This is a genomic window from Streptomyces sp. NPDC043861 (assembly GCF_056435905.1).
This window is the reverse complement of sequence record NZ_JBWKDP010000003.1, coordinates 154,458-171,340: the sequence shown is the minus strand read 5'-3', so window position 1 is coordinate 171,340 and position 16,883 is coordinate 154,458. Positions and strand designations below refer to the sequence as shown.

The window sequence follows — 16,883 nt, the reverse complement described above, 5'->3', positions numbered from 1 at the left end:
GGCGGCGACGTCCCCGTGGGTTCAAAGCCCACACGGCCTGGTGAGAAGGGGTGTCCGGAGGGTCCGGACACCCCTTTCCCTCACCCGGGCGCGGACAGAGCCGCGAAGTAGTGGGACAGGGCCGCCGCGGTGCCGGCGAGTGGGAAGCGGGCGCCGAGCTGCCCGTCAGGGCGGACAACGAAGCCGGTCGGGCCGTCGGGGCGATAGAGCCGGGCGAACTCCCCGGCGGTGTCACGGTATGCGGGGACGGCCAGGGTGTCGGGGACGGTCAGTGCGGTTCCGCGGGCGAGGACAGCGACGGTCTGCAGGCCGGATCCGGAGTGCGGGCGGTCGGGGGTGCCCGGGCTGCCGTCGGCCGTCAGCGGCACGCCGGCAGCCGCGGCGGCCTCGGTCAGGTCGGCAGTGTCGGCCGCGTACAGGAGCAGCACGTGCCCCGTGCGGCCGCGCAGGATGTCGAGCAGGCGCCAGGGGTAGGTGGCGACGGAGGTGGTCAGGCCGGCGCAGTCCGGGGCCCGGTCACCGGGCTGGGGTGCGTCGATCGGCCCGTAGGGGTCGCCGGCGAGCGGGCCGCCCCGGTAGCCGACGAGCAGTTGAGCCTCGCGGAGCATCAGGGACTGCGGGTCGTCAGGGTCGGCTTCGATGCCGTGGGTGGCGTGGCGGACGGTTCGGCCGACGACCTCTTCGCCGACCGGGCGGCGTTCGGCGTCGTAGCTGGCGAGCAGGGCGGAGTCCGCCTCCCCGCGGACGACGAGGGCCAGTTTCCAGGCCAGGTTGCAGGCGTCCTGGATGCCGGTGTTCATGCCTTGGGCGCCGGTGGGCGGGTGGATGTGGGCGGCGTCGCCCGCGATGAAGACCCGTCCGTCGGCGTAGCGGTCGACGATCCGATGGCTGATGCGGAAGACGGAGGACCAGCGCATCCGGGAGAGAACGGCCGGTCTGGGAGCGAGGCGATCCACGACGGCCTGGATGTGGGACAGCTTCGGGGTGCGGCCGCCCTCCAGGCCGTGCGCGACGCCGTCGCCCTGCGCGGGCCCCCGGCCGGTCGGTTGCGCGGAGAGTTCGGGCGGGACCAGCGTCGACATGCGGTAGCGGCCTGCGCCGGGCAACGGGATGCAGACCAGCACGTCGTCGGTGGAACCGTCGTCGGCACGGTGAATGGACCGCACGCCGTATCCGTGCGGCAGGTCCCAGTCGGCCTCGACGTCGGCGAGCATGTACTCCTCGGGGAAGGCCCCTCCCTCGAAGGCGAGACCGAGCTCCTTGCGGACGATGCTGTGCGCTCCGTCGCAGCCCATCAGATAGCGGGAACGGACCTCCTCCTCGGCGCCGGACGAGGTGCGCAGCCGGGCGGTGACCCCGTCCGGGTCCTGGACGAAGGACAGCAGTTCGGTGCTGCGTTCGATGACCGTACCCAGGCCGGCGAGGTACTCCTCGAGGAGTCGCTCGGTCTCGTACTGCGGCAGCGCGGCGAATCCGTAAGGCACTTCGGGTGGCAGCTCGAGGTCGATCCGCATCTGCTCCCGGCCGTTGGCGTAGATCAGCTGGCCGCGTAGCGGAACGGCGGCTTCCAGCATGGTGCGGGCCAGGCCCATCCGGTCCCAGATCTCCAGGGTGCGCGGCTGGATGCCGACGGCCTTGGCGTACGGAAGGCGGGCCGGCAGCCGGTCGACGAGACGGCAGCGCACTCCGTGGCGGCAGAGTTCGGCGGCTGCACTCAGTCCGACGGGACCGGCGCCCGCGATCAGTACATCGTTTGTATGTGTGCGCGCCACGGGTGCCTCCCAGTGCCTGGCCCCCGGACCGGTCCCGTTTCCCATAGTCGCCCGGCGGTGCGCAGGCGGCGAGCCGGGCACCGGGGTCCACGATGCGCGCCCCGGCCGGTCCCGAGCGGATGGCCGCGTGGCTCGCCGAGCACATCCGGGTGTATGCCGGCAACTGTCGGCCTCGGCCCTGATGATTCTCGCGACGCTGCTTGAGGTGGCGTCATGCAGCCGGTCGGCATGGCAGGACACGGCAGAGAGAGGCCGTGTACGAACCGCACCGCGCAGAGGCCCATCCTTGTGGCGGCGGGAGCGTATGCGGGAGAAGGCGGCACGGGACATACCGAGTTCGGGCCGCCCGGCGGCATGCCCGGGCGGGGCCGGGCCGACACGTCGAGCAGTCACCCTCAGTCTCAGCCGTCCCGGCGCCTGAGCCGTCCCGGCCGTCTCAGCCGGTGGGCCGGTCGTGAGACGGCCGAGGTGCGCAGGGCAGTGCCCTGTCGAGGCCGTGGGCGAGCATGCCGAAGGCCTCGTCGGCGTCGGCCACTGCTTCCGGGTACACGTCGTCGGCGCTGCGCCCCGAGGCGATCCGGAGCCAGTTGGCCCGGCCGAGTTCCTGACGCACCGTCACCAGGTGCAGCGAGGCCGTACGGGCAGCCAGCGGTGTGCAGGACTCTGCTTCCAGTACTGCGGCGAGCAGTTCGGCCTCGCGGGCGGTGTAGCGGACCAGTCTGCTCTCCAGGCTGGGGGTGGAGTACAGCAGCCGCTGGAAGGCCACGACATCGGACACGTCGCTGAGTCCCGTGATCGGATCGCGCTCGCGCAGCGCGGCAAGGAAGTGCTCGTGCAGGGCCCTGACGGGGCTGTGCCCCTCCGGGCGAGTGCGCACGAGGCGGGCGGCCTCGTCCTGGTGGTCGGCGAAGCGGTGCAGCAGCAGGTCTTCCTTGCTCGCGAAGTAGCGGAAGAGGGTCGGCTTGGAGACCTCTGCCGCGGCGGCGACATCGGCCACCGACACCTCGTCGAAGCCTCGCTCGAGGAACAGCGCCAGTGCGGCGTCCGCAAGATGACGGCGCGTGCGCAGTTTCTTGCTCTCCCGTAGTCCTGGCCCCTGCCCATGGTTCATGGCCGGAAGTCTAGCATCATTCACGCAACCTAGTTAATTTAGTTACCCGGTTGCATTTTCTTTGGATGGCGGCTTCACTGAGCGCTTCGACAGCCCGCATCCAGGGTTCTCCGACCGCTCCGCGTGGATCTGCGCAGCTCTGCGACGGCTCTGCGACGACTCGACCTCGGTGATCCGACGGTGTCCGACGGTGATCCGATGGCGAATCCGCGGGCGAATCCGACAGCGAACGACGACGAAAGGACTCGCGATGACCGATGTGCTGATCGTGGGCGCCGGCCCCACCGGACTCACTCTGGCCTGCGATCTCGCCCGCCGCGGCACAGCGGTGCGCATCATCGACCGACGCGCTGCTCCGCACCGGGAATCCCGGGGCAAGACCTTGCACCCCCGAAGCCTGGAGGTTTTCGAAGACCTGGGCGTGGCCGGACAGGTCCTCGCCGCCGGCACGGCCCACCTGGTGTTCCGCAAGTACTTCGACGGCGCCCACGCGAACGACACCGACCCGTTCGCGGGCGACGGGCCCCTCCCCGATTCCCCTTACGACAGTGCGGTGTTCATCGGGCAGTGGCAGATCGAGGACATCCTGCGCCGGCGGCTCGACGGGCTCGGCGTCGCGGTCGAGTACGGCGCGGGACTTGCGAGGTTCACTCAGAGCACGGAGCACGTGACCGCCGTCCTCGCCGACGGGCGCACCATCGAGGCCGCCTATCTGGCCGGTTGCGACGGCGGGCACAGCGACGTGCGCAAGATGCTCGGCATCCCTTTCGACGGGCACACCGGTCCCGACCGGTCGATGGTGTGCGGCGATGTGGCGGCGGCGGGGCTCAGCCGGGAGTACTGGCACCAGTGGTTCACCCGGGACGGTGACGCGGTCATGCTGTGCCCGATCCCGGGGACGGACGTCTTCCAGCTCCAGGCGTCCCCCGAACTCGATGACAGGGGGCAGCCGCTGCCGCCCTCCTTGGAGAGCTTCCAGCGCCTCTTCGACCGGCATGCCCGGATGCCCGGGATCCGGTTGCACGACCCGAGCTGGCTTTCGACATGGCGAGTCAATGTCCGTCTCGCCGAGCGGATGCGGGCCGGCAGGGTGTTCCTCGCCGGGGATGCCGCCCACGTCCACCCGATCGCCGGCGGCCTCGGCATGAACACCGGTATCCAGGACGCGTTCAACCTGGGCTGGAAGATCGCCCTCGCTCTGGCCGGGCGCGCCGGATCCGTCCTGCTGGACACCTACGAGGAGGAGCGGCTGCCCGTCGCCGCTCTGACCCTGGACGTCACCACCGACCGGCTCCGCCACGTCATGGATGTGATCAAGGAGCCCGGTAACGGCACCGAGACCACCCTGGCCGCCCCCATCGGCACCAGCTACCGATGGAGCTCCCTGGCCGGCGGCAGCGGGAGCGGGACCCTTCGGCCGGGAGACCGTGCCCCGGACGCGGCATGCGACGCGGACACGCTCGGCCGCCCCACTCGCCTCTTCGAGCTCCTGGCCGGACCGCGGTTCACGCTTTTCGGCTTCGGAGCCGGTACCGCGGCGGCACTGCGCGAGGCCGCAGCGACCCATGGTGACCTCGTCCGTACGCATGCCCTGCACACGGCGCCGTCGGAGACGAACGCCCCCGGTGCAACCGCCCGGCGCGTCTACGGCATCGAAGGCGACGCCCTGGTGCTCGTGCGGCCCGACAACCACATCGCACTGATCACCAGGGACAACGACCCCGGCCCGGTGCACGCCTGGCTCGCGGGACTTCGCTGAGACCTGCGGACGCCGTCGGGCACGACTCCCGCTCGGGCACGACTCCCGCTCGGCTCCGGCCGACCGGACCGTCCGGCGACCACCCCATAACCGTGTCGACCGGACCGACCGGCCGCTCACCTCGTCCGGCCGGCCTCCGGTGACGAGCGCTGTCGTCGATGAGGCCGGAGGGTTCACCGGCTGCCGACGCCGTGCACGACGCTCCACCCGGCTACCGCAGGGAACCCCTCCTGTGCTGCGTTGTCGGGAGTCGCCGCTGTCGGAGTCACCCCCGGCGGAGCCAGTGGGAGTGTCCCGACCGCCTTGCGATCCTTTCCCCTCGGCCCGGGTGGGCCCGGGAGTCCCCAGATGCACCCGACGTCGCGGGCTTCCCGCCCCATCCCGCCGCGGCGCTATCCGGTTCCGGGTCTCCGTGGCGGCTTCGCGATGCCGAGGCTGCCCCACGGGGCGCAGATCTCGCACATCTCCAGGCCCGGGAACTCCTCCAGCGCGACCTTGACGTGCTCGAGGTCGAGATATCCGAGCTGGGTCCTGAACAAGTGGCAGTTCCCGCGGTGCAGCACGGGGTCGGCGCCGTCGGCACGGCCGGGCTGCAGCTTCCACGACATCTCGATGCGGGCCACCTCGCGGCGGCGCCGGTCGTCCTCCTCCTCGCGCTCCAGCTCGCGGATGGTCCGCTCGGTCTGTCGCAGCTGGTAGATGAGCCAGTCGCGCACGGCGTGGTTCATCCGGATGCGGTCGGAGCGTGACAGGTCGGGCATCTGGGCGGCCTCCGCTACGCAGCCGCGGCGTCTGCCGGCGGGCCGTCCTCCGGATGCTTCTTCAGCGCCGTGCGTGCTCCCACCACCGCCGGGCCCTCGAGGGCTGCCCAGTACGGGTGGGTCGACACGGCGATGGACAACTCCATGACGAGCGCGCGCAGCCGGGCCTCCTCTGCCTTCTGCTCGTCGGTGTATCCGGGGCTGGCCGGGAAGTCGTGCCGGTAGCTGGAGTACTGCCCCTCGACACCCGTCCAGCCCTCGGCCGGCTCGACCGACCACGGCAGTGTCCGGCACAGAGCCCGGTACTGGGCCCGGGCCTGGTGCAGGCGCAGCTGGGCGTCGCGCAGATCGTCGGGGAAGTCGTATTCAGCCACAGCCAGAATGATACGCCTGTTCGAATATCTGGGAGGTGTACAGCGCTGCGCGGGTGACGATGACGGCGGGCGACGTCGGCCCCTGGGCCGTTCTGTGCAGTGCGGCGCGAATGGGGCCGAGCCCGTCGTGGGATGGGCTGCCCGGAGATGCCAGGGGTGGCGCCGCGCGTCGACGTCCTGTTGACCTCGGAGTGATGGGCGCTTCAGTGCTCACTCCCTTGTGCCGATGCTTGTGGCGTGGCAGTCCGGGTGGGGTGCGCGGCCGACAGTCCGCTCGGCATGCCGGCGACGGCTTGGACCGAAGCCGGGTGTCGCCCCGGTCGGCCCGACCGCTGCGTGATGTGCGACGCCCGATGTGCGACGCGCGACAGATGATGCGCGGCGTGCGGCTTGCGTGGAAGGGTGACGCAAAACCGCACGTCAGAGCGGTATCCCTGTGTGTGTGCGACTGGCTGGGGCGGGCGGCTGTTACGAAAGACGGGCCCTTTCGGTGCTCTGTTCCGCGCTGTGTGGGGTGGGCTCCGGGTCGGCTGGAAACCGCTTGTTGTTGATTGCTCAACGGGTCGATGTAACCGACAGCGAACCATTGGTAAGGGGTCGGCCGGTGTCGATGTCGGATACAGGGGAGAGTTACGGAGATGTCCGGTTTCTGTAATGTGAACGGTTTTGCTGGCGAATGGCCACGTGGCGCGTCCAGAGTGAGGGTCCTCGGCAGCAAGCCGGGGAACCCGATCGCCCAGCAGCAGCCCTGAACGGGGCTGTGCGGGCACGTCTTTGAGAGGGCATCACATGCCTGCTTCTCGCATTGCCCAGCGGATCGTCGCCACCGTCCTCGCCTCCGGCGCCGTCGTCGCCGTGACCGCCCTCCCCGCATCGGCGGACCACGACCGCCGTGACGACCGCCGCTCCTCGGTCATCATCGACAGGGTCCACCACGACAGCCGGGGCCGTGACGACCGCTCCAACCACGCCCTGAACGCCGAGTGGGTCGAAGTGACGAACGTCGGCCGGCGCACGGTGAACCTCCGGGGCTTCACCCTCACCGACCGGGACGGCAACCGCTACCGCTTCAACCACCTCCGCCTCGACGGGCACTCCAGCGTCAAGGTCCACACCGGGCGGGGCCGGGACACCGACCGCGACGTGTACCAGGACCGTCGTCGGCAGGTCTGGGACAAGCGCGACACCGCCACCCTCCGCGACGAGCGCGGCCGGGTCGTCGACTCCAAGTCCTGGGGCCGTGGCGGACACCACCACCGCTGATCCCGACCGGTAGCCCCCGGACCGGTACGGCGCCGGGGGCTTGTCGGACCGTCCGAGCGGTGTGCCGGACCGGTACCGGCACACCGCAACGCACCGCACCCACCGTGTGAGGCGCGGCCGGTGGGATCCCGACGGGACGCGGAATTCCGACGGAAACAAGGGAAGGGGCGCCCCCGCATCGCGGGGGCGCCCCTTCCTCATGTGTTCGTGTGCAGGCTGGGCACAGGTCCTGTCGTGCGCCAGGGGTCGTTCGGGGCGGCGCGGGAACGCGGCCGCAGGCGGGGCACGGGTCACTCGCGCTCCCGGGCGCTGAGTCGTGCCGCGGAGGCGATCGTCGCGCGTGCCTCGCGCTCGGCCAGCCCGGCGCCGACCGCCGCCTCGGTGAGGGCGTCCGCGAGCGCGTCGCCGATGCCGTTCTCGTATGCGCGGCAGGCCGCCCAGAACAGCCGGGTGTTGCGCTGGCCCTCGTGGGCGGCGCGTACGAAGTGAACAAGTCCCTCACCACGGGGCGTCCGTTCGGTCGTCGGCGATGAGTGACGGTGGTGGTGCGGACGGGGAGGGCGCCCGGGTGGTGCGATCAGGTGCAGCAGTGCACCGGGGCAGGGAGCCGGAGGCAGATCCGCCGTCCCCGGTGCGAGCCGGTAGGCCCCGTGTGCGGTCACGGAGCCAGGGCCCACGAGATAGCCGCCGCTGCCCCGGACGTCGATTCCGGGTGCGAGCCGGCTCGCCGAGTTCGGCACGACGACATCGGGTGGGCCGGACAGCCACAGATGGCGGCCGCCGCTGGGTGTGAGGACGGTGACCGTCTCCGGAACCGTGAAGAGGTACTGGAGGGCCAGCTGACGCAGGGCGGCCGCGGAGTCCGTGCCGCCCGCCGCGGCGGTCTTGGTGTCCAGGTCGATACCGATGAGGTGATGCGGCGGCCGGCCGCATGCGATGCCGTACCCCGTGGCCCACGGTGCGGCGGCGAAGAGCGCTCGCACGGCAGCGGGGTCGGTCGTGGCGTCGTGCACGCCGTGACCGGGAAGCCCGCACTCGCCGCGGCAGAGGGCAGGATCCGGATCGCGCCTGTGGGGCGAGGGCAGCGCGGGGAGTTTCGTGGGGGAAAGGGGGATCACGGGGAGCCCGTGCTCGGCGGCGGAGAGCGCATGGGCGAGGGCCAGGGTGGTGCGGTGCCGGTCGGTGATGGCCATGAATCTATGTTCGTACGAGTGTTCGAATAAGGGAAGAGTGGAAGTTTGGCCGAAAATGTGCCGGAACGCTTTTCCTCTTGCCGTGGGCAGGTTTCGCCGGGTCCGTGGGGCTTGGTCTGGGCAGTCGAGGGTGTGAAGGGGGTTTATCGACTTGTCCTCACGCTTGAGGAGGAATCGGGGTGGCGTGGGCGGTTCACGGGAGATTCGGTGGGCAACTCTGGACTCGCGACGTCGTGAACACGACCCGGGTGGCCGGCCAACCATCCTGGTTTCAGCCGTACTTCAGCACTTCAGTACTGCAGCACTTCCGTACTTCCGGTGCACTCACCGTGCACCTCCGGTTCCTGGAGGAAATGACATGGCAAGCATCCGTACCGCCCGTGCCCTCGCTGCCGTCGCCGCGCTGCCCCTTGCCGCTGCGCTCTTCACAGGTGTCGCCCACGCCGACAACGGGGCGTTCGCGGACGATGGATCGAACGCCGCCGTGGCCGAGATCGAAAGCAGCGGTGTCGGAGGGGACAACCACGGCAATTCGACGACCACCCAGCAAGTGGCCACCGGCGCCGGGGCGTCCAACCAGAACAACACCGCGAGCGTGAACGGCTCGGCCTTCACGGCCATCGACCAGTCGAACGAGAACATCGCGGTGACCTTCTTCCCGCTCTGGTGATCCGCGCCCAGGGTGGGGGTCCGGGCTGAGGGGGTGAACACGGCCTGCGCGACGGTGCTCCGGTGCCGTCGCGCAGGCCGTTCGCGTTCCGCCCCTCCGCCCCTCCGCCCCGCTCGCCCGTCTGCAACTCCGCGTCTCTGCGGCTTCGCATTTCCGGTGCCCGGGCTCATGACCTTGACAGTCAGGTCCGATCTGACGGACAGTCAGAAACCCGACCCCGCCCGCACTCCTGAGCCGGGAGGCCGCAGTCGTGCATCTCGCACCGACAGAGCGCCAGCAGCGGCTGCGCGCCGAACTCCGCTCGTACTTCCGTGGTCTGATGCCGGACGGACCTCCGGCTGCGCAGGACGCCACGGAGCATCGCCGACTGCTGCGGCGGATCGGTGCCGACGGAATGCTCGGGCTCGGCTGGCCCATCGAGTACGGGGGTCAAGGGCACGGCGCGGACGAGCAGTTCGTCTTCTTCGACGAGGCGTACCGCGCGGGCGCGCCGGTATCCATGGTCACGCTGAACACCGTCGGGCCGACCCTGATGAGATACGGGACCGAGCGGCAGAAGTCCTTCTTCCTGCCGCGGATCCTGAGCGGCGACGTCGTCTTCGCGATCGGGTACACCGAGCCCGAAGCCGGGACCGACCTCGCGTCGCTGCGGACGAGGGCCGTGCGCGACGACGACGGCTGGCTGGTCGACGGGCAGAAGATCTTCACCTCGAACGCCCAGAACGCCGACTGGATCTGGCTGGCCTGCCGCACGGACCCGGAAGCGCCCAGGCATCAGGGCATCTCGATCATCCTGGTGCCGACGGACACGCCGGGCTTCTCGTGGACGCCGATCGAGACGGTGGGCGGGCTGACCACGACAGCAACGTACTACGACGCGATACGGGTTCCCGCCACGAGCATCGTCGGTGAGGAGAACCGCGGCTGGGAGCTGATCACCAACCAGCTCAACCACGAACGGGTCGCGCTCGCCGCCCTCGGTATGCAGGCGGAGGACTTCGCAGCCGCGGCGCTTGAGCACGCCCGCACACCTGATCCGGTGACTGGGGTGCGCCCGGTTGACGAGCCGTGGGTGCGTTCCAGGATCGCCGAAGTGCATGCCCGGCTTGCGGCTACGCGCCTGCTCAGCTGGCGTTTGGTGGGAGATGTCGGGGCCGGCCGACTCGCCCCGGGCGATGCGAGCGGCGTGAAGTTCATGGGAACCGAATCGGCCGTCGAGGTGTATCGAATGTGTCAGGAAATAGCGGGGGATGCGGGGCTGCTGAGGGCCGGTTCGCCGGGGAGCTTCGGCGACGGGGAGCTGGAGCGGATGAACAGAGCGGCGCAGATCAACACCTTCGGGGGCGGGGTGAGCGAGGTGCAGCGGGAGATCGTCGCGACGATGCGGCTCGGTATGAGGAGGGGGAAGCGGTGAGTGCGGGAACGGGCGATCTGTATGCACGGCTGAGGGCGTACGAGGGGCGGTCCGCGGCCACTTCGGGTGTCGGGAAGGACCATGTCAACGAGCCCATGATCAGGCACTGGTGCGAGGCGGTGGGGGATGCGAACACGGCGTACACGGGACCGGACGCCATCGCGCCGCCGACGATGCTCCAGGCCTGGACGATGGGCGGTCTTTCGGGACACTCGGACCGCTCGGGGGCGCATGACGAGCTGTTCGGCCTGCTCGACGGGGCCGGATACACCTCGGTGGTGGCCACCGATTGCGAGCAGGACTATCTGCGGCCGCTGCGGCCCGGTGACGCGATCACCTTCGACGCGGTGATCGAGTCGGTTTCGCCCCTGAAGACGACCAGACTGGGAGCGGGCCACTTCGTCACGACGCGGATGGACATCCGGGCGGACGGGGAGCTCGCGGGCACGCACCGCTTCCGCATCCTCAAGTACGCGCCGGCTGCGGCAGGGAGGCAGGGCGGACAAGGCGGACACGGCGCACAGGGCGAACAACGCGGACACGGGGGGCAGGGCGAGCAGGGGGAACGAGCGCAGGGGGAACAGCGAACACAGGGTGAGCAGCGGGCAGGGAAGGCCGGGCGCCCCCGGCCGGTGATCAACCGGGACAACGCCGGATTCTGGGACGGTGTCGCCGCCCACAAGCTGCTGATCCAGCGGTGCGGGGCGTGCGGGAAGCTCCGTTTCCCCTGGCTGCCGGGCTGCGGTGCGTGCGGCTCGGCGGAGTGGGACACGGTCGAGTCCTCCGGCGAGGGCACCGTCTACTCGTACGTGGTGATGCACCACCCGTCCTTCCCCGCATTCACCCTGCCCGACCGGGCGACTGACGCACCGGGTCCCTATGCGGTGGGGCTGATCGAGCTGGCCGAGGGCGTCCGGATGGTCAGCAACGTGATCGGGGTTCCTTACGACGCGGTCCGTGTCGGCATGCCCGTCCGGCTCGAGTTCCTGCGTGTGGACGAGGAGCAGGAGCTGCCGGTGTTCCGGCCCCTGGAAGGCGGTGTCGGCTGACATGGACTTCACGCCCACGGAGGAGCAGGCGGCGGCTCACGAGCTGGCGGCGCGGATCTTCGGCGATCTCTCCACTCCCGACCATCTGGGCGCCATCGGCACCGGGACGGACGCAGAGCTGTGGAAGGCACTGTGCGCGGCCGGACTGAACGCGGCCGTGGAGGACATCGGGCTGCTCGGTCTTGTGCTGCTGCTGGAGGAGCAGGGACGCAGGACCGCGCAAGTGCCGTTTGCGGTGAACTGTGTCCACGGCGTGCTGGCGGTGAGCCGGCACGGTTCGGACGAACAGCGGTCCCGGCTGCTGCCGGCGTTGCGGGAGGGGACGGCGATCGCCACGGGAGCCTTCCCCGGGCGCGGCTCGATACGGGCCGACGGGGACGGGAGGCTGACCGGGACCGTCGCACTGGTGCCATGGCTGAGGGACGCCACGCATGTGCTGGTGCCCGATGCCGACCATGCCCTGTGGCTCGTACTGGCCCAGGACGCGGAAACCGCAGCGGTGGAGACCACGGCTCCCTGGGCGGCGGGTCGGCTCGTCCTCGACGGCACGCGGGCCGAACGGCTCGGTGCGGGCGAGGGCGGCGATGCCTACGCGGACGTGCTGGCCGCCGCCCGTATCGCCTTCGCCGGGCTCCAGGCAGGCGTGTGTGCGGGCTCGCTCGCCCTTGCCGTCGCCCACACATCGGTCCGGGAGCAGTTCGGCCGCCCCCTCGCGTCCAAGCAGGCCGTACAACTCCGCGCCGCCGATGCCTATATGGACACGGAGGCGATACGGGTGACGGCATACGAGGCGGCGTGGCGGTACGACGAGGGACTGCCCTGCGGCCCTCATGCGCTGACCGCGGGATGGTGGGCGTCCGAGGCGGGCAAACGAGTCGTTCACACGGGCCAGCATCTGCACGGCGGCCTCGGGGCGGACCTCGGCCATCCCGTCCACCGACACTTCCTGTGGGGCCGTCAGCTCGACTCCCATCTGGGCTGCGGCGCGCAACTCCTCGATGAACTCGGACTGCTGCTCGCCAAGGAGGACGCGGTATGAGGGCTGCACGGAGTGGGCGTCCGCGCGCGGGTGACGAGCTGTCCCCGCTCACCGTCCCCATCACGCGCACTCTGATCGTCGCGGGAGCCATCGCCTCCCGGGACTACCAGGATGTGCACCATGACGTGGAGCTCGCGAAGGAGAAGGGCTCCCCGGACATCTTCATGAACATCCTGACGACCAACGGTCTCGTCGGAAGGTTCATCACGGACCACTTCGGTCCGGAGGCGGTGCTCCGCAGAGTGTCGATACGGCTCGGTGCCCCCAACTACCCGGGCGACACGATGACGTTGACCGGTACGGTCACCGAAGTGGAGGGCGACACGGCACAGGTGACGGTCATCGGGGTGAACGGGATCGGCCACCACGTGACGGGCACGGTGACGGTGACCGTTCCAGGAGCAGGAGCAGGAGCAGGAGCAGGAGCAGGAGCAGGAGCAGGAGCAGGAGCAGGAGCAGAGGCAGGGGTGGGGGCGGGGGCATGAGCGTGCGCAGAGCCGACTCGCTCGGCGGACGGGCGGCCGTCGTCGGTATCGGAGCCACCGAGTTCTCCAAGAACTCGGGGCGCAGTGAGCTCAAGCTGGCCGTGGAAGCGGTGCGCGCGGCACTCGACGACGCCGGGCTTTCCCCCGCCGATGTCGACGGCATGGTCACCTTCACCATGGACACCAGCCCCGAGATCACCGTGGCCCAGGCGGCGGGCATCGGCGAGCTGTCGTTCTTCTCCCGCATTCACTACGGGGGCGGCGCGGCCTGCGCCACCGTCCAGCAGGCCGCTCTCGCCGTTGCCACGGGCATCGCCGAAGTCGTCGTCTGCTACCGGGCGTTCAACGAGCGGTCGGGCCGGAGGTTCGGCTCCGGTGTGCAGCAGCGGGAGCCATCGGCGGAAGGGGCGGCGCTCGGCTGGAACCTTCCGTTCGGACTGCTGACCCCCGCCTCCTGGGTGGCCATGACGGCCCAGCGCTATCTGCATACGTACGGGCTGACCCCGGAGGCGTTCGGCCACGTTGCCGTCACCGACCGTCGTCACGCCGCCCGCAACCCGGCGGCGTACTTCCACGGGAGGCCGATCACACTCGCGGATCATGCCGCCTCCCGATGGATCGCCGAGCCGCTTCGGCTGCTGGACTGCTGCCAGGAGACGGACGGCGGCCAGGCGGTCGTGGTGACCTCGGTCGAGCGCGCCAGGGATCTGCCGCATCCGCCTGCCGTGATCGTCGCGGCGGCGCAGGGTGCGGGCCGGGCGCAGGAGCAGATGACCAGCTACTACCGGGACGATCTCACCGGTCTGCCGGAGATGGGTGTGGTCGCGCGCCAGCTCTGGCGGACCTCCGGGCTCGGTCCCGCCGCCGTCGATGTGGGCATCCTCTACGACCACTTCACGCCGTTCGTGCTGATGCAGCTGGAGGAGTTCGGCTTCTGCAAGCCGGGCGAGGCGGCCGACTTTGTCGCCGCGGACGCCGTCCCGCTCAATACCCATGGAGGCCAACTCGGGGAGGCGTATCTGCATGGCATGAACGGCATCGCAGAAGCGGTCAGGCAGCTGCGCGGCACTTCGGTGAACCAGATACCCGGGGCCGCGACGACCCTGGTCACGGCTGGTACCGGAGTACCGACCTCCGGTCTCATCCTGGGGGCGGACGGCTGAGACTGCCCTGCTCAGCGCCGGTGCAGGCGGCGAGCTGGGGCGATTCGTCCCGTGCGCGGGTCATCCCGACCCCTACTCGCGGGTCGGCCACCCTCCACCTTGGGGAGGTCGGGCTTACTCGGCCCCTACAACCTGAGAGGGACCCCGTTTCGGGACCTGGGGGCGATCCCGCGGGGTAGGGGCCGCTCCTAGCGTTGAGCCATGACCACGCCAGTCTGCACGACCGCCTCCAGGGTCGCGTCGCCGCCGCCCTCCTACTCGTCGTACCCGTCGTTCTCGTCGTATGTACGGGCGCGGGGGCCCGTGCTGCTGCGTACCGCCCGCTCCCTCACGGCCAATCCGTGCGACGCCGAGGATCTGCTGCAGACCGCGCTCACCAAGACCTACGTCGCCTGGGAGCGCATAGAGGACCACCGGGCGCTGGATGGCTACGTCCGCCGCGCACTGCTCAACACGCGTACGTCGCAGTGGCGCAAGCGCAAGGTCGACGAGTTCGCCTGCGACGAGCTGCCCGAGCCGTCCGGGGCGCCCGAGCCGGACCCGGCCGAGCGGCAGGTGCTGCACGACGCGATGTGGCGTGCGGTCATGAAACTCCCCGACCGGCAGCGAGCCATGGTCGTCCTGCGGTACTACGAAGACCTCAGCGAGGCCCAGACCGCCGAGGTGCTCGGAGTCTCCGTCGGCACGGTCAAGAGCGCTGTTTCGCGCGCACTCGGCAAACTCCGTGAGGACCCGGAGCTCATTCCGGTGCGCTGAGCCGGTCCGCTGTCCCGCGGTCCGTGCACCGAACCGGTGCGCTGCCCCGCTGCCCCCGCTGTGCGGGGGCGTTCCCTCGACCTGGCCGACCGGGGCGATGCCCGATGCCGATGGGTGATGCCGTCCGGGTAAAGGCCGGCGCGGGGTGCGGCAGCAAGTTTCGTCCTCCTTTTCGTACCCGGGGGTAGTGACATACCGCGTGGTATGTGCGCAGAATCTCCACACCCTTACTGCCGGGGGGACGGCACGTCCCCTTGGCCGAGAGCTGCGCGCCCACCGGGAGGACGCCGTGCTGAGCACCATGCAGGACGTACCACTGACCGTGACCCGCATCCTGAAGCACGGGATGGCGATCCACGGCACCTCACAGGTCACGACGTGGACCGGGGAGGGCGAGCCGCAGCGCCGCAATTATCGCGAGCTCGGCGAGCGCGCCGCCCAATTGGCACACGCCCTGCACGACGAACTCGGGGTCGAAGGCGACGAGCGCATTGCCACGCTGATGTGGAACAACGCCGAGCACGTCGAGGCGTACTACGCGATCCCCTGCATGGGCGCCGTCCTGCACACCCTGAATCTGCGGCTGCCCGTCGAGCAGCTGGTGTTCATCGTCAACCACGCCGCCGACCGGGTCGTCGTGGTCAACGGTTCGCTGCTGCCGCTCCTCGCTCCGCTGCTGCCGCACCTGCCGACGGTCGAGCACGTCGTGGTCTCGGGCCCCGGTGACCGTTCGCTGCTCGACGGTGTCCAGGCCCAGGTGCACGAATACGAGGAGTTGATCGCCGGAAGGCCGACCTCCTACGACTGGCCGGAGCTGGACGAGAACTCCGCAGCGGCGATGTGCTACACCTCCGGCACCACCGGTGACCCCAAGGGCGTCGTCTACTCGCACCGATCCATCTATCTGCACTCGATGCAGGTCAACATGGCTCAGTCGATGGGTCTGACGGACTCCGACACCAGCCTTGTCGTGGTCCCGCAGTTCCATGTCAACGCCTGGGGCCTGCCGCACGCCGTGCTGATGAGCGGCGTGAACATGCTGATGCCGGACCGTTTCCTCCAGCCGGCCCCGCTCGCCGAGATGATCGAGACCGAGCGTCCGACCCATGCGGCGGCCGTTCCCACCATCTGGCAGGGCCTGCTCGCCGAGCTCACCGCCAAGCCGCGCGACGTCAGCTCCCTCACCCAGGTCACCATCGGCGGCTCCGCGTGTCCGCCCTCCCTGATGGAGGCGTTCGACGAGCTGGGCATGCGCGTCTGTCATGCCTGGGGCATGACGGAGACGTCCCCGCTGGGCACGATCGCACGACCGCCGGCCCACGCGGTCGGTACGGAGGACGAGCTCGGCTACCGGCTCACCCAGGGCCGCTTCCCCGCCGGTGTCGAGGCGCGACTGCGCGGTCCGGGCGGCGAGTTCCTGCCGTGGGACGGCGAGGCCGCGGGCGAATTGGAGGTGCGCGGCCCGTGGATCGCGGGGGCGTACTACGGCGGTGCGGCGGGCGAGCCGCTCCGGCCCGAGGACAAGTTCAGCGAGGACGGCTGGCTCAAGACCGGTGACGTCGGCGTCATCAGCTCCGAGGGCTTCCTCACCCTGACCGACCGAGCCAAGGACGTCATCAAGTCCGGCGGTGAGTGGATCTCCTCGGTCGAGCTGGAGAACGCGCTGATGTCGCATCCCGAGGTCGTCGAGGCGGCGGTCGTCGCCGTGCCCGACGAGAAGTGGGGCGAGCGCCCGCTGGCCGCGGTCGTTCTCAAGGACGGTTCCACGGCGGACTATGCGTCGCTGAAGGACTTCCTCGCCGGGAAGATCGCGAAGTGGCAGCTGCCGGAACGCTGGACGATCATCCCGTCGGTGCCCAAGACGAGCGTCGGGAAGTTCGACAAGAAGGTGATCCGCAGGCAGTACGCGGACGGCGAGCTGGACGTCTCCGAACTGCGGTAGTCGGTAGCTGGCAGTCGGCAGTCGGCAGTCGGCAGTCGGCAGTCGGCAGTCGGCCCCGGCCTGGCGCGCGACCTGCGCACCGGGCCGGGCGCCTGTCCGACCGGAACGCCCTGCTCTGTACCGGTTCGCCGC

Annotated in this window: 15 protein-coding genes; 10 read left to right on the top strand and 5 right to left on the bottom strand. The window is 70.1% G+C overall.

Going from position 1 to position 16,883, the window contains the following annotated elements; all coding sequences use genetic code 11:
- Positions 1-80: 80 nt before the first annotated feature.
- Together AC068D_RS08355 and AC068D_RS08350 are read right to left on the bottom strand one after the other, a co-directional pair.
- Positions 81-1,772 carry an FAD-dependent monooxygenase gene (locus tag AC068D_RS08355; RefSeq protein ID WP_478822174.1) on the bottom strand — a complete coding sequence of 564 codons (1,692 nt, stop codon included), beginning with the start codon at positions 1,770-1,772 and terminating at the stop codon, positions 81-83.
- A gap of 436 nt (positions 1,773-2,208) precedes the next feature.
- Positions 2,209-2,883, bottom strand: coding sequence for a TetR/AcrR family transcriptional regulator (locus AC068D_RS08350; protein WP_478822173.1), 675 nt, complete (start codon positions 2,881-2,883; stop codon positions 2,209-2,211).
- Positions 2,884-3,133: 250 nt separating this feature from the next.
- Between AC068D_RS08350 and AC068D_RS08345 the strand changes: the two genes are divergently transcribed.
- Positions 3,134-4,642, top strand: a complete 1,509-nt coding sequence (locus AC068D_RS08345; RefSeq protein ID WP_478822172.1) for an FAD-dependent monooxygenase — start codon at positions 3,134-3,136, stop codon at positions 4,640-4,642.
- A 392-nt stretch (positions 4,643-5,034) separates the two neighbouring features.
- Here the strand turns inward: AC068D_RS08345 and AC068D_RS08340 are convergent, their stop codons facing one another.
- Both AC068D_RS08340 and AC068D_RS08335 read right to left on the bottom strand, forming a co-directional pair.
- Complete coding sequence (locus tag AC068D_RS08340) at positions 5,035-5,403, bottom strand: DUF6233 domain-containing protein (RefSeq protein WP_478822171.1); 369 nt, start codon at positions 5,401-5,403, stop codon at positions 5,035-5,037.
- Between the two features lie 14 nt (positions 5,404-5,417).
- A complete protein-coding gene (locus tag AC068D_RS08335; protein ID WP_478822170.1) occupies positions 5,418-5,777 on the bottom strand; it encodes a hypothetical protein in 360 nt (119 codons plus the stop codon).
- A gap of 789 nt (positions 5,778-6,566) precedes the next feature.
- On the opposite strand from AC068D_RS08335, the gene AC068D_RS08330 reads away from it, so the two are divergent.
- Positions 6,567-7,040 carry a lamin tail domain-containing protein gene (locus AC068D_RS08330; RefSeq protein ID WP_478822169.1) on the top strand — a complete coding sequence of 158 codons (474 nt, stop codon included), beginning with the start codon at positions 6,567-6,569 and terminating at the stop codon, positions 7,038-7,040.
- A 290-nt stretch (positions 7,041-7,330) separates the two neighbouring features.
- Here AC068D_RS08330 and AC068D_RS08325 read toward each other — a convergent pair whose 3' ends face one another.
- Positions 7,331-8,233: a bifunctional DNA primase/polymerase gene (locus AC068D_RS08325; protein ID WP_478822168.1), complete on the bottom strand. Its 903-nt coding sequence runs from the start codon at positions 8,231-8,233 to the stop codon at positions 7,331-7,333.
- 358 nt (positions 8,234-8,591) lie between these two features.
- Here AC068D_RS08325 and AC068D_RS08320 point away from each other — a divergent pair, with 358 nt between their 5' ends.
- From AC068D_RS08320 to AC068D_RS08285, 8 genes are all read left to right on the top strand, one after another.
- Positions 8,592-8,903 carry a hypothetical protein gene (locus AC068D_RS08320; protein WP_478822167.1) on the top strand — a complete coding sequence of 104 codons (312 nt, stop codon included), beginning with the start codon at positions 8,592-8,594 and terminating at the stop codon, positions 8,901-8,903.
- Positions 8,904-9,153: 250 nt separating this feature from the next.
- Complete coding sequence (locus AC068D_RS08315; protein ID WP_478822166.1) at positions 9,154-10,317, top strand: acyl-CoA dehydrogenase family protein; 1,164 nt, start codon at positions 9,154-9,156, stop codon at positions 10,315-10,317.
- Complete coding sequence (locus AC068D_RS08310) at positions 10,314-11,366, top strand: bifunctional MaoC family dehydratase N-terminal/OB-fold nucleic acid binding domain-containing protein (RefSeq protein WP_478822165.1); 1,053 nt, start codon at positions 10,314-10,316, stop codon at positions 11,364-11,366. Before AC068D_RS08315 ends, AC068D_RS08310 begins: the two co-directional genes overlap by 4 nt.
- 1 nt (position 11,367) lies before the next feature.
- Entirely contained in the window at positions 11,368-12,405 is a 1,038-nt protein-coding gene (locus AC068D_RS08305) for an acyl-CoA dehydrogenase family protein (RefSeq protein ID WP_478822164.1), read from the top strand.
- Positions 12,402-12,890: a MaoC/PaaZ C-terminal domain-containing protein gene (locus AC068D_RS08300; protein ID WP_478822163.1), complete on the top strand. Its 489-nt coding sequence runs from the start codon at positions 12,402-12,404 to the stop codon at positions 12,888-12,890. The genes AC068D_RS08305 and AC068D_RS08300 overlap by 4 nt, the downstream gene beginning before the upstream one ends.
- A complete protein-coding gene (locus AC068D_RS08295; RefSeq protein WP_478822162.1) occupies positions 12,887-14,053 on the top strand; it encodes a lipid-transfer protein in 1,167 nt (388 codons plus the stop codon). Before AC068D_RS08300 ends, AC068D_RS08295 begins: the two co-directional genes overlap by 4 nt.
- Before the next feature lie 201 nt (positions 14,054-14,254).
- Entirely contained in the window at positions 14,255-14,809 is a 555-nt protein-coding gene (locus tag AC068D_RS08290) for a SigE family RNA polymerase sigma factor (RefSeq protein WP_478822161.1), read from the top strand.
- 289 nt (positions 14,810-15,098) lie between these two features.
- The gene (locus AC068D_RS08285) at positions 15,099-16,751 is read left to right on the top strand and encodes a long-chain fatty acid--CoA ligase (protein WP_478822160.1); all 1,653 of its coding nucleotides are present in this window, start codon (positions 15,099-15,101) and stop codon (positions 16,749-16,751) included.
- The last annotated feature ends 132 nt before the right edge of the window (positions 16,752-16,883 follow it).

Excerpts from the sequence above, each read along its gene's own strand:
- AC068D_RS08350 (WP_478822173.1), bottom strand. The coding sequence starts at position 2,883 with ATGAACCATGGGCAGGGGCCAGGACTACGGGAGAGCAAGAAACTGCGC.
- AC068D_RS08345 (WP_478822172.1), top strand. The coding sequence starts at position 3,134 with ATGACCGATGTGCTGATCGTGGGCGCCGGCCCCACCGGACTCACTCTG.
- AC068D_RS08340 (WP_478822171.1), bottom strand. The coding sequence starts at position 5,403 with ATGCCCGACCTGTCACGCTCCGACCGCATCCGGATGAACCACGCCGTG.
- AC068D_RS08330 (WP_478822169.1), top strand. The coding sequence starts at position 6,567 with ATGCCTGCTTCTCGCATTGCCCAGCGGATCGTCGCCACCGTCCTCGCC.
- AC068D_RS08325 (WP_478822168.1), bottom strand. The coding sequence starts at position 8,233 with ATGGCCATCACCGACCGGCACCGCACCACCCTGGCCCTCGCCCATGCG.
- AC068D_RS08320 (WP_478822167.1), top strand. The coding sequence starts at position 8,592 with ATGGCAAGCATCCGTACCGCCCGTGCCCTCGCTGCCGTCGCCGCGCTG.
- AC068D_RS08305 (WP_478822164.1), top strand. The coding sequence starts at position 11,368 with ATGGACTTCACGCCCACGGAGGAGCAGGCGGCGGCTCACGAGCTGGCG.
- AC068D_RS08300 (WP_478822163.1), top strand. The coding sequence starts at position 12,402 with ATGAGGGCTGCACGGAGTGGGCGTCCGCGCGCGGGTGACGAGCTGTCC.
- AC068D_RS08295 (WP_478822162.1), top strand. The coding sequence starts at position 12,887 with ATGAGCGTGCGCAGAGCCGACTCGCTCGGCGGACGGGCGGCCGTCGTC.
- AC068D_RS08290 (WP_478822161.1), top strand. The coding sequence starts at position 14,255 with ATGACCACGCCAGTCTGCACGACCGCCTCCAGGGTCGCGTCGCCGCCG.